Source organism: Gammaproteobacteria bacterium, assembly GCA_013816845.1.
Lineage (GTDB): Bacteria > Pseudomonadota > Gammaproteobacteria > DSM-16500 > DSM-16500 > Aquicella.
The window spans coordinates 134,211-146,720 of the sequence record JACDDU010000005.1 but is presented as its reverse complement, the minus strand read 5'-3'; the positions used below and the strand labels follow the sequence as shown (position 1 = coordinate 146,720).

Here is a 12,510-nt window from a genome sequence, read left to right as displayed (position 1 = left end):
AGGGAGTAGGGATTTATGCATAGTCAGCATAACGAAGTTGTCAGGAAGCGATTTGAAAAAGATGCAAAAGCATTTGATGCTATTTATCAATGTAAAAAAAGCGAATTTTCTGGGTGGTTTAATCGTTTATTTAGAAAACCGATATTTGAACGTTATGACATTGCTTTTGAAGCAATGGGTGATTTAAGAAACAAATCAATATTGGATGTAGGATGTGGATCAGGGGTTTATGCTATCCAATGCGCGATGAAAGGGGCAAAGCGCGTCAAGGGTGTTGATTTCTCTTATGCCATGCTGAAAATCGCAAAGGAACGTGCTGAAGTTCATCATTTAAATGACCAATGCGAATTTGAACTCATTGATTTTATGCAAATGGAAAAGCAAGAGCAGTTTGACTGCGCAATTGCAATGGGTGTGTTTGACTATTTACCTGATCCTTTACCCTTCCTAAAACATTTAAAGTCTCTGACTAAAACGCGCATTATTGCTTCTTTCCCCGGCCATTCACTCATTCGCGAGCCGTTAAGAAAATTACGCTATTTGCTCACATCTAAAGGCACAGTCTTTTTTTATCGGCAGGAAGATATTCAAAAATTAGTGGATCAAGTTAAGTTCAGTCATGTTGAAATTCGTCCGCTAAAGACAGGGAGCGGTTTTATTCTGATTGCGGATATTTGATTCATGCAAAATAAGGATGGTAGCGGGGTGAGGGGATGAAAAATATCCAATCCCTATTAAAGCGAACGATAGACGTAGTCATTTCTTTCTTTGCGATCATTGTATTAACACCGTTTTGGATTGTTATTGCCATTGCGATTTACTTCGAAAACCCGGGCCCGATTTTTTATCTTCAAGAGCGGGTGGGATATAAAGGTAAACCTTTTAAATTATTTAAATTTCGCAGTATGGTTGTAAATGATATTCCGCCGCTTGAGCTGGGTTCGATCAAACATAACCACAGCTTAGTGACGCGAGTAGGTTACGTTTTGCGTCGCTTTAAACTGGATGAAACGCCGCAATTTCTTAATGTGTTGATAGGCACAATGAGTTTAATTGGTCCGCGACCTTGTCTTTTAGGTCGTATTCCATCCATGAGCCAAACTGAACAATTACGCTTTAATGCATTGCCAGGCTTAAGTGGTTGGGCCGAAGTTAATGGTAATGTGGATCTAACTTGGCAGGAACAAGTCTGGCTTGATGTGTGGTATGTTAAACATCACCATTTATTACTGGATGCTTTCATCATAGTGAAGACTTTCATCGTCGTTTTATTCGGTTCAAAAAAAAATGATATTGCTTTAAGCAAAGCCTATGAGCAGTTTAGTAATCTAGATAATTAACTCTTAAGGATAATGATGCGTATTCTGGTGGTGGCTCCTCATCCTGATGATGAAGTGCTGGGTTGCGGTGCAACCATGGCGAAAATGGCCTCTTTGGGTCATGAAGTGTTCGTCGTCATTGTAACCAAAGCAGGACCACCTTTATTTTCTGAAAGTTTTGTCCAGCAAGGTCGGGACGAGGCTAAAATTGCTCACCACTTGCTAGGTGTTAAGGAAACTTTTTTTTGTAATTTACCTGCAGCAGCGCTGGATGGCGTTCCCCACTGTGAAATTAATGCAGTGCTGAATGAAAAATTTAAAGAAATTCGTCCTGATATAGTGTTTATTCCCTTTGTCAGTGATCTTCATCTTGATCATCAACATGTTTTTTTGTCCGCACTCGTAGCGGCAAGGCCCAATCAAACCCATTATCCTCACAAAATTTTAGCTTATGAAACACTCTCTGAAACCAACTGGAACGCATCCTATGTAACCGCTGGGTTTCAACCGAATTTTTTCGTAGATGTAACGGATTTTCTGCAACTTAAGTTAAAAGCTTTTGCAGCTTATCAATCCCAATTAAAAAGTTTTCCCCATGAACGTTCGCTAGAAGCATTGGAAGCACTTGCCCGAGTAAGAGGAGCGAGTGTTTGTCGAAAAGCAGCCGAAGCGTTTGTGCTTATCCGTGAAGTGATGAATTAATGATTGCTATGCTTCCAAAGAATCAACTCATTATCATTGGCGCCGGTGGACACGGAAAAGTGGTGCTCAGCACAGCGCTTGCGTGCAATAAAACTGTTCTCGGTTTTATTGATAATGATCAAACGATTCATCACACCGAACTTAATGATTACCCCGTATTGGGTGACATTGATTTCATACATCGGAATCAACATGCTTATGCAGTATTGGCTATTGGTCATAATGCAACGCGCAAAAATATTGCAATACAACTTTCTCCTGATTTGAAATCACCTGCGTTAATCCATCCAGCTGCCTATGTCCACCCGTCAGCACAAATTGGTTGTGGAACTGTTGTTTTTGCAGGAGCAGTTATTCAACCCGATGTGATTATTGGTGAGCATTGCATCATTAATACCGGCACAACAGTCGACCATGATTGTGTAATTGGAAATTTTGTTCATCTCGCTCCAGGCGTTCATTTGGCTGGTAACATCATCGTGAAAGAAGGTGCATTTTTAGGAATAGGCAGTGTTGTTATTCCCAATACGCTCATTGGTGCTTGGGCCATTGTCGGTGCTGGAAGTGTTGTCATCAAACCCGTTCCTCCCGATCTCACAGTTATGGGTGTGCCTGCTAAGGAATTTGCATGATCAAATCTCAGTTAAATAAATTATCAAATCGTTTTGAATTTCCAACGTGGCCAAGCTACGCCGATGATGAAATTGCCAAAGCCACCGAGCCTCTATTACAAGGTAAAACTAACTATTGGACAGGCCAAGAAGGAAAATTATTTGAGGCAGAATATGCCAAAAGTTTAGGGATGAAATATGCAGTGGCGGTCATGAATGGTACGGTTGCGTTAGAAGCGGCTTTAATTGCTTTAGATATCGGTGAAGGCGATGAAGTGATTACTACCTCTCGAACTTTCATTGCTTCTGCAAGTTGCATCATCATGCGGGGAGCGAGGCCAATCTTTGCTGATGTAGATTTAGTGACGCAAAATATTACGGCCGAAACCATTGAGCCACACATTACTGCGCGTACGAAAGCCATTATCGTTGTGCATTTAGCAGGGTGGCCTTGCGAAATGGATACCATCGTTGCCATGGCAAAAAAATATAATCTTTATGTCATTGAAGATTGTGCACAAGCACATGGTGCCCGGTACCAAGGTCAACCAGTGGGCAGTTGGGGTGATATTGCAGCATTTTCTTTTTGTCAGGATAAAATCATTTCTACAGGGGGCGAAGGCGGCATTGTTGTCACGAATAATAAAACGTGGTGGGAAAAAATTTGGGCCTTTAAAGATCATGGCAAAAGTTATAATACCGTGATGCAAAAGCATCCTCCTGGTTTTCGATTCCTTCATGAATCGTTTGGCACTAATTGGCGTATGACTGAAATGCAAGCTGCTATTGGGCGGGCTCAATTAGCTAAATTACCCAACTGGCTTAAAATTCGTCGTCAAAACGCGGCTCTATTGAATGATCAATTCCAACATATTCCTGGATTTCGCCTCACGGTCCCGCCGCTTGATGTTGAACATGCTTATTATAAATATTATATTTTTATTGAACCAGAAAATCTGAAGAGTGATTGGGATCGCGATACTATTTTACAAGCTATTAATAAAGTTGGCGTCCCTTGTTTTAGTGGCAGTTGTAGCGAAATTTATTTAGAAAAAGCTTTTACAGAACGTCATTTAGCCCCGGAAAAACGGTTGGTTCATGCTAAACTATTGGGTGAAACAAGTTTAATGTTTCTAGTACACCCCGGTTTAACGCGAATTCACATGCTTTATACTGCAGATATAGTGAGAGATGTAATGCGTAAGGCAATTCGTTAAGAAGTTATAGAGCTGGAGCAGGGATGATGTTTAATTTTTTTTTAAAGTGGCGCAACCGCTCTATCGCTTTTTCTTTAGATTTATGCATGATAATTTTTGCATGGTTCAGTGCCTATTGGCTTTATTATGATTTGCACGCGATTCCTCAAGATGAGTTTTCTCGCGCGCTTATTTGGTGCGGACCCATTTTAGTTGTACAAGCCTTAATGTTTTGTTTATTCGGCTTGTATCGAGGTGTATGGCGTTTTGCTTCCATCCCTGATCTCGTTCGAATTTTGAAAGCAGTGATCATCGGGACATTGGGCATTTTGCTCATGCAACTTATCAGTCGATTTGAATATCCACTGCCGCGTGTCATACCCTTACTTTATTGCATGGTACTTGCCCTAGGTCTTGCAGGACAACGATTAGTTTTTCGTTGGTTAAAAGACTATCGTCATTTTTTTCGCAATGCTAAACGCGTCCTTGTGGTCGGAGCAGGGGATGCAGGCGAGAGTATGGTGCGCGATTTAGTTCGCCATGCAAAACATCTTTATCAGCCCGTTATTTTTGTTGATGATAATCCGGTTAAAATTGGCCGAGATATTCATGGGATTCGTGTGGCAGGAAAATGTAAACAAATTGCCAAACTCGTGGAAAAGTTTCAAATAAACCTTATTTTAATTGCGATTCCTTCCGCTTCCTCGGCGGAAATGCGAAGGTTAGTCAATTTTTGCGAAGAAACTAAGTTACCCTTTCGTACTTTGCCTGGCGTCACTGATTTAGCGACGGGTCGAGTTGATATTAAACTGTTACGTAACATTTCTTTGGAAGATTTATTAGGCCGCGATCAAGTTCAATCTGATTGGGAGCAAACCGGTCAATACTTAAAAAAGAAAACAATTCTAGTGAGTGGCGGTGGCGGATCCATTGGCTCTGAATTATCCCGGCAAATTGCGAGTCTTAATCCTAAACGATTAATCGTTATTGATCACAGTGAATTTAATTTGTATTCCATTGATCACGAATTAAAGAAAAAATATCCACATTTAGAATTGCAAAGTATCTTATTAAATATTAATGATGAAGTGGGTTTGCAACAAATTTTTTCCGATTTTCATCCCGACATTGTTTTTCATGCTGCAGCTTATAAACATGTTCCTTTACTTGAAACGCAAGGGCGAATGGCTATATCGAATAATATATTGGGAACCTGTGTTCTTGCTAAAACAGCTGTGCAGTACGGCGTAGGAAAATTTATTCTCATTTCTACGGATAAAGCTGTAAATCCTATGAATCTTATGGGTGCAAGTAAACGCGTTGCTGAAATGATTTGTCAAAATTTACATGAAGATACAGGTACCAAATTTATCACGGTTCGTTTTGGTAATGTTCTCGATTCAGCAGGTAGCGTGGTTCCCCTTTTTCGAAAGCAAATACAAGAAGGCGGGCCTGTTACGGTAACCCATCCGGATATAACGCGTTATTTTATGTCCATTCCTGAAGCTGCTCAGCTCATTATGCAAAGTGCAATGTGTGGTAACGGGGGAGAGATTTTTGTCTTAGACATGGGTGAACCGATTAAAATTAATTATTTGGCCGAGCAAATGATTAAATTAGCAGGAAAAAATTTAGGGCATGATATAGAAATTATTTATACGGGACTTCGTGCCGGAGAAAAACTTTATGAAGAATTATTTTACGATCATGAACAATTACAAAAAACGCCATATCATAAAATATTGTTAGCAAAAGCGAGTAAAGTTGATAAGCATTTATTGATGAATCTATTAACGGAAATGGATCATGCTTGCCAAATAAATAATGTTGCCTCGATTTATAAAATCCTTAATGAATTAGTACCAGAATATAAACCTATTCCGCATGAAAAAGTTCGCATTCTCAAAGTGATGTGACAATTTAAACTGTAACCCTCATATAATGGAAATATTTATGAATTTGAAGGAAGAAAAAGAGCCCAGCAAATCAAATCCTATTAATCCAAAAGAAGATTTTCCCACACCACCACCCAAAGATTCTGAAGAAAATCCACAATGATTATGGCTTAACAATAACGCGAGTATGGCCGTCATCAAATTCTTGATTGAGCCACTTAGCATCATTGGTAAATAGTCTAACGCATCCATGACTATCGTGATAACCCGGAACCGTTGGTGATCCGTGCAATGCAAAGCCGCCTTTAAAAAACATGCAGTACGGCATGGGCGCTCCACCCTTGCCAACTGGAAATTTTGTAGAAAAACAGCCACTGCCTTGCTTAGTGTAAATTCGATAACGTCCTGGCGGCGTACTGCAGCGCGATCGAACATCGGCGCAATAACTTTTACCTCCAGAAATCGGTCCCCAATATTCAAGCCGGCCGTTGGCGCCGTAAGCACCAAAGGCTAATTGTCCTAAGGATACGATAATAACTTTTTCGCCCGGTGGGTCGATATCGTTGGGAAGAGGAGAGTAAAGTAAAGGATCGTTGGATATAGTTTTAGGTATGGCAATCGTCATCCCTTTATGTAGCCGCGTATTCATACGGTTAATTCGCATTACTAAATTAACTTGCTCTGGCTCTTTAAATAATTTTTGCCAGGTATCGCCACGTTTAACGACATAACAAAAGTATTTTGGATTATCACATAATTCGGTGGTGATACGTTTTGCGAAGACTGGATTGATTAAGCAAAAAAATATAACGAATGCCGCAATCACGATCGCAACCATGCTGCCTCCCTCTATTCCTTAAAGCGGCAGTCCGTTGCGTTTTTTTGTTTGTCCTTATATTAATTGTACAACTAAAGTACTGTTAAAATATAAAATTGTACAAAAATTAATCTCTAGTAAAATCAAAGTTCAAAACGAAATAAGCCTTGGTTGGAGGTAGCCGAGCGGGCTACAGTCGAGCTAATAATACGCTTCGCGACTAATTCCTGTAAATGTTGATCTAAGGTAAACATGCCCTGGTCCCCACTGGTTTGAATGGTCATTAACATGTGGGCAATTTTATCTTGGCGAATCAAATGACGGATCGCTGGCGTGTTAAGCATCACTTCAAAAGCTGCAACGCGGCCACTATTAATTCTTTTTACTAAAGTTTGGCACACAACAGCTTGTAAGGTTTCTGAAAGTAAATTGCGAATGCGACCTTTTTCGGCCGTAGGGAACATATCGACTATACGGCTTATTGCAAGTGGGGCTGAGCTTGCATGGAGTGTAGCCATAACCAAATGACCGGTTTCCGCCGCAGTTAAAGCGAGACGGACTGTTTCAACGTCCCGCATTTCTGCTAACAAAATAACGTCGGGATCTTGGCGAAGTGAAGCGCGTAAAGCAGTAGCAACATCAGGCGTATCCCGATGGATTTGCATTTGGTTAATAGCACTTTTTTTAACGGGGAATATAAATTCTATTGGATCTTCAATAGTCAAAATATGACAGGCCCGCATCGCATTAATATAATCAATCATAGTCGCAAGAGTTGTGCTTTTGCCTGACCCCGTGGCACCCGTTACTAGAATTAATCCATGAGATAGGTTGAGTAAGGATTTCAATACCAAAGGTAAGTTTAATTCTTCAAAAGTCGGAATTTTTTCAGGAATGACCCGGAAAACACCTGCAATGCCACGGCGTTGATGCAAAATACTTAGACGGAAATTCCCTACTTTGGGATAAATAACTGCAATGTCACCCACTAAATTTTTTTCAAAATCCTTTTGCTGAGAAAGCGAAAGCGCGCTATAAATTAACCGCTGGGAGTCTTCAGGTGTTAGAGCGGGCGTATCACTGATCGGGGCTAATTCCCCATCAATGCGAAGCAATGGCGGTTGTGCTGGCAGTATATGTAAATCGGAAGCTTTTTCTTTAATCGCTTTTTTTAACAGCTCAATTAATTCCATAACTATCCCTACGTATATCAAGTTTAGGAGAAATAGACTTTGATCATAAAGAAAACCACGCCGAAGCGACAGGGTTTTTCAAAACAAGAAATGAGTAGAAGGCTTTAAGTTAATCCGAAAGGTATACCGAAATATTGCGCAATCTTTGGGGTTGAATTCCATTCAGGAAAGGTCAAGGTGTAGCGGTGAATGCACTTAAGTATTAGGCATTCACCTAACCATTTTAAGAAGAGGCGGCGGCACGTTTTTCATGGGAGAGATGCTCAAGCTCGGGCTCAGCAGAAACATTGGTCGTTAAGCTACGCGTTTTAGTCAAACATTCAGGATAGTGCTCAGAAATGAAAGTGATTAATTTTTCACGTATTTCACATCTTAAGTTCCATAAGATACTTGCATTTTCTGCACTAACCAGTGCGCGAATTTCCATCGTACTTTCTCGCATTTCCGTCACTTGAAACGCGCTGACTTTACCATCCCATAATTTAGATTGGGTTAAAAATTCATTAAATTTTTGACGTATCGTTTCAATGGGCAAGGTGTAATCCGTATGTAGAAAGACCGTCCCAAGTAGTTGAGTCGTGTTGCGGGTTAAGTTAAGCAAACCTTTACTGGTAAAATAATCGGTCGGCAGAATTAAGCGGCGTAAATCCCAGAGTTTCACCACAATATAGGAAAGGGTGATTTCTTCAACTTGCCCAAACTCATTTTCAATGACAACGGTGTCACCAATACGAATGGGTTGCGTGAAGGCTATTTGTAAACCGGCAAAGAGTCTTCCTAAGCTTTGTTGACTTGCGAAAGCGCCGACGGCACTCACTATACCTGCTGTGGTTAAGAGACCTGCACCAATGTTTTTGACACTATCAAATATCATTAAAATAGCGGCTAGCGTTATAGTAAAAACAATGGCTAGTACTACTCTTTTTAGAATAACAACTTGCGTGTTAATTTTACGTGTAGTGAATGGGTTTTGATCATGACTATATTGTCTGATAATGATTTTTTCGAGCACATTGATCATTTGCACCGAGATCCAACCTATCATCCCGATTAAAATGACTTTAGCTGCTTTTTCTAAAGCAATGCCGGGCGCACCGGATAAGTTAAGCATAGGAATGAGCATCGTAAGCATTAAAAGAAATACGACTGCTTGAATGCTATTTCCAATAGCCGGAATAAAAATTTGTAATAAGGTATGGTTGTTTTTATCGGCCCATTGCCAAACTCTTAATTTTCCTACCCGGAGTATATTAAATACGAGCCAGAAGAAGGCGATAAACTCAATAAAACCAAATAAATAATGGACGGGGGTTAAGTTAGCCCCTGAGATGAGCGGGGTTTGGGTTAAGCTTAAAATATTCACCGCCATATAAAGGCCGTAACTAATCAGTAAAAAGAGTAAGGGTTTTTTCGTCACTTCTAATACAAAACCTGCAAAAGCTAACCAGCGAGGGGTTTGCCCTTCTTTGGCACTTTTTTTACCCCAAACATAGAAAATGGCGGAAGTGAGGCCGACGATAAAACTAATTCCGACCCATACAGAGAGGGGAATAGCGGCATCGGGTAATTCTGCAATTCGTAAAAGCTGATTCAGTTTCATGGAAGGCCTGTAATTAAATTGAACAAAAGGATATTTTAAACCATATTCAGCAACTGGCAACCCAAACATAAGATTTTGATTAAAATATGATCAATATAATCGATTTAATCACGCAAACACCAGACATCTTGATAAACATGCAAGGAATATAGGTTATTTTATATATTCAGTACAATTTATACAAAGTCACTCAATTTAATAAAGTTGTCATTTTAAGGTAGTGAGAAGCCAATCCGGAACTTGCAGAGCGACTGGGAAAAAAACCATTCCACTCTGCAAGTGATGATGTAGTACTTATTGATTAGCTATTACCGGTTAAACAAACGTCCTGCCAAAACACCAACTAGCATGGCTATACCTATTGTCCTGATAGGACTTGACCTGACTAAGCCAAGCGCTTGATCTTGCCATCGTTGCGATTGATGCCTTACTTGCTCAATAGATTGATGCACTGCATTTTTAGCCAGATCCTTCGCATCATCATAAGTTTGATAAATGGAATTTTTAGTCTCTTGGAAATCATTTTTAATTTTTTTGATATCTTCCTGCAAAGGTTTTAAGCGTTCTATATTCGATTCTGCAGCTAAATTATATTTTTGTGGATTATTCATATGATTTCTCCCTTCATTTTTATCCAATGTGTTTCTGAAAATCATTTTGAAATTATATTTAAATTAACCAACCATGTTTTTTGGTAAAAGAATCAATTTCCTTTTTAGCTTGATCTTTTTCATAGCCATAATTTTTTTGTAAATAGCCCGAAAGTTCTTCATAAGAACCTTTCATGGCTGTAATGTCATCATCAGTTAGTTTTGCCCATTGTTGCTTTAGCTTGCCTTTCACTTCATGCCAATATCCACTAATAATATCTTTATTCATAGGTAATCCCCTTATTATTTTTTTAAAATAATTTTTAAAAAATTTAAATAAAAACTGCTGTTACTAGAAGTAAAAAAAGTAATTTAATGCAATGTAAAAAGAATGAAGCAGTATGTGAACTGATGTTGCATGAGATCTACTATAGCGAATTTGTTTTTAAAAGTAAACCCAGTAAAGAAATGTACAAGTCATTTCCGCCTAATTTTTCTAAATTAATTTTTTTGAATTTAAAAAAAGCTAAAGTAACGAGAGGCACATATTTATATGATGGTTAATAGTTATCTCTTTAAATATTTAATTTTAACGTTTCACTATGCAATAGAAAAATGAATGTTTAGAAAACATACCAATATTAAAAGGGGATCACAGGCTTAGTCTTGCAATAAATACGAATTTCTAGAACAACCTTTATTTCATGTGCTCATTCTTATTATAAAAAATTCATGTGGGGGGATTGATTGAAAATGTTTTTAGATGAAAAAAACTAACATTACAAACACGGCACTTTCCCTTTAAACCTAGAGAATAAGAAAAATAAAAAGCTTGGTCTTTCGACCAAGCTTTTAGCCGACAACTAGTAAGCTGTTGTTGTTACAGTCTGTGGTTCTGTATAGGTGGTGGTGGTCGAGCGCTTCACAGCTGGGGTCATGCCAGGTTTGGAGGTGTAAGTGGTGGTCGTGTGATGCGAAACTGGCGCAACTGGGGTTCGGTAAACCGTATTGGTACAACCAGCTATCATAACAATCAGTGCTGCAACAAAAAGTGTTTTTTGCATGAAACAGACTCCTGTTAATAAAACATGGAAATTCAATGTTATCAGCTATTTAAACGACTTGCGACTGATTACCAGCTAAAAGCATCTGTCGTTGAGCGATTTAAATCGTCTGTGTAAACGATAGGATCAGGGTGATCTGCTTTTTTACAGCTATAGATAATATTAGTAGGGCGGTCCGCGTACGTGTGGGGGATAACCATGCAGTTTGCAAAAACAGATCGAATTGTATTGTCGATTCTTTTAGAGTAAGCATCGGTTAAGAATGGATTTGCAATGATGTTAAAAATAGCAATGCCTTGTTTTGTTAAATGATGATGCACACTATGCATATATTCTCGGGTTAAAAATTGAGCCGGGATTGCTTTAACGTCACTGTAAACATCTGTCACAATTGCATCAAATAATTGTTGATGGATTCGTAAATAGTGCCTTGCATCATCAATCATTAAATTTTCTTTGATTTCGGTGCGAAAGTGCGGGACCACTACTTTTAATAACTGCTGATCAATGTCAACATAGGTAAAGTTATTTCCAAAAGTGTTTTCAGCTGACAATGAAAAGCCACCCGCTCCCAAAACGAGAATCGCTTTATTACTTAATTTTAAATCGCGAAAGAGAATTTTTTTAATCATTTCAATATATGGAAAGCCCTGGCCGTGATCGTTAGTGTAAGCACTTAACCCCGAGTTGATGACCAAAATTTTTTCTTGCGAATTTTGTTGCAATTTAAGGACTTCATAGTTGGCATAATTATTCGTGAGCGTAAATCGTGCGCTCTCCTTGCTTACATTTAAAATAAACAGGAAAACACTGACACTCACGGCAAAAAGTAGAGTCAAGACAAAATCTTTGTCACGCGTTAATAATAAGTTTAATCCTAGCAATAAAGTTGCATTGATAAAAATGGTAAAACCAATGCCAAAATAATGGAAAAAAATGACTGTTGTGCCAATAGAACCTAAAAATGAACCGATGGTATTTAATGCAAGGGCTTGTCCACCAATTCGTCCTGCTGTTTTTTCTGTCTGTAATCCGTTTAATACAATAGGAATAGTCTGTCCCAAAACAAATATTAAGGGTGCAATAATGACTAACAGATAAAGAATGACCGGATAAAAAATATGCTGACCAAGCACCCCTTCTAAGAAATTGAAAAAATAATTAATGAATACGTAGGATAAGCCTATTCCTAGCCAAAAAGCTGCAAGGAGGAAGTTGCGTCGTAATAAAGAACGAGCATCCCCACTGTAAGCTCCCCCTTGTGCATAACCGAGAGCGAGGAACAATAAGAAAATACCAATAATTAAACTCGTTACAATTACACTGCCACCAGCGACCGGGAGTAATTGGCGAATGGTGATCATTTCCACTGCGATTGAAACAAATCCCTCAGTCAAAATAATAAAAAGGATGAGGGCATTGGTAGTGAATTGGCTAGGTGCTGCAGTTCGTTCAAACATATCTATTATTCCTTGCAACCTTGATTTCACTTCTGCTCAATCGAGGCTACACTCAAGCGTATA

The 12,510-nt window shown here is 39.0% G+C and carries 13 protein-coding genes; 6 read left to right on the top strand and 7 right to left on the bottom strand.

Going from position 1 to position 12,510, the window contains the following annotated elements; all coding sequences use genetic code 11:
- The first annotated feature begins 15 nt into the window (after positions 1 to 15).
- Genes H0W64_10415 through H0W64_10390 form a run of 6 tightly spaced genes read left to right on the top strand, consistent with a single transcriptional unit; the run spans position 16 to position 5,744 of the window.
- Positions 16 to 678, top strand: coding sequence for a class I SAM-dependent methyltransferase (locus H0W64_10415; GenBank protein ID MBA3662133.1), 663 nt, complete (start codon positions 16 to 18; stop codon positions 676 to 678).
- A 35-nt stretch (positions 679 to 713) separates the two neighbouring features.
- Positions 714 to 1,340, top strand: a complete 627-nt coding sequence (locus tag H0W64_10410; GenBank protein MBA3662132.1) for a sugar transferase — start codon at positions 714 to 716, stop codon at positions 1,338 to 1,340.
- Positions 1,341 to 1,355: 15 nt separating this feature from the next.
- Complete coding sequence (locus H0W64_10405) at positions 1,356 to 2,021, top strand: PIG-L family deacetylase (protein ID MBA3662131.1); 666 nt, start codon at positions 1,356 to 1,358, stop codon at positions 2,019 to 2,021.
- An 8-nt stretch (positions 2,022 to 2,029) separates the two neighbouring features.
- Positions 2,030 to 2,653, top strand: a complete 624-nt coding sequence (locus H0W64_10400) for an acetyltransferase (GenBank protein MBA3662130.1) — start codon at positions 2,030 to 2,032, stop codon at positions 2,651 to 2,653.
- The gene (locus tag H0W64_10395) at positions 2,650 to 3,849 is read left to right on the top strand and encodes a DegT/DnrJ/EryC1/StrS aminotransferase family protein (protein ID MBA3662129.1); all 1,200 of its coding nucleotides are present in this window, start codon (positions 2,650 to 2,652) and stop codon (positions 3,847 to 3,849) included. Before H0W64_10400 ends, H0W64_10395 begins: the two co-directional genes overlap by 4 nt.
- Before the next feature lie 26 nt (positions 3,850 to 3,875).
- Positions 3,876 to 5,744, top strand: a complete 1,869-nt coding sequence (locus H0W64_10390; protein MBA3662128.1) for a polysaccharide biosynthesis protein — start codon at positions 3,876 to 3,878, stop codon at positions 5,742 to 5,744.
- A 142-nt stretch (positions 5,745 to 5,886) separates the two neighbouring features.
- On the opposite strand, the gene H0W64_10385 is transcribed toward H0W64_10390, so the two are convergent.
- From H0W64_10385 to H0W64_10355, 7 genes are all read right to left on the bottom strand, one after another.
- Positions 5,887 to 6,561, bottom strand: coding sequence for a L,D-transpeptidase (locus H0W64_10385; protein ID MBA3662127.1), 675 nt, complete (start codon positions 6,559 to 6,561; stop codon positions 5,887 to 5,889).
- Positions 6,562 to 6,683: 122 nt separating this feature from the next.
- Positions 6,684 to 7,733 carry a PilT/PilU family type 4a pilus ATPase gene (locus H0W64_10380; GenBank protein MBA3662126.1) on the bottom strand — a complete coding sequence of 350 codons (1,050 nt, stop codon included), beginning with the start codon at positions 7,731 to 7,733 and terminating at the stop codon, positions 6,684 to 6,686.
- Between the two features lie 223 nt (positions 7,734 to 7,956).
- Positions 7,957 to 9,333 (bottom strand): mechanosensitive ion channel, encoded by a 1,377-nt coding sequence (locus H0W64_10375; GenBank protein ID MBA3662125.1) that lies wholly within the window; start codon positions 9,331 to 9,333, stop codon positions 7,957 to 7,959.
- A gap of 308 nt (positions 9,334 to 9,641) precedes the next feature.
- Complete coding sequence (locus H0W64_10370; GenBank protein ID MBA3662124.1) at positions 9,642 to 9,944, bottom strand: hypothetical protein; 303 nt, start codon at positions 9,942 to 9,944, stop codon at positions 9,642 to 9,644.
- A gap of 58 nt (positions 9,945 to 10,002) precedes the next feature.
- Positions 10,003 to 10,212 carry a CsbD family protein gene (locus H0W64_10365; protein MBA3662123.1) on the bottom strand — a complete coding sequence of 70 codons (210 nt, stop codon included), beginning with the start codon at positions 10,210 to 10,212 and terminating at the stop codon, positions 10,003 to 10,005.
- A 574-nt stretch (positions 10,213 to 10,786) separates the two neighbouring features.
- On the bottom strand, positions 10,787 to 10,987 hold the full coding sequence (locus H0W64_10360; protein ID MBA3662122.1) for a hypothetical protein: 201 nt from the start codon (positions 10,985 to 10,987) through the stop codon (positions 10,787 to 10,789).
- A gap of 68 nt (positions 10,988 to 11,055) precedes the next feature.
- Positions 11,056 to 12,447, bottom strand: a complete 1,392-nt coding sequence (locus tag H0W64_10355) for a fused MFS/spermidine synthase (protein MBA3662121.1) — start codon at positions 12,445 to 12,447, stop codon at positions 11,056 to 11,058.
- Positions 12,448 to 12,510 lie beyond the last annotated feature (63 nt).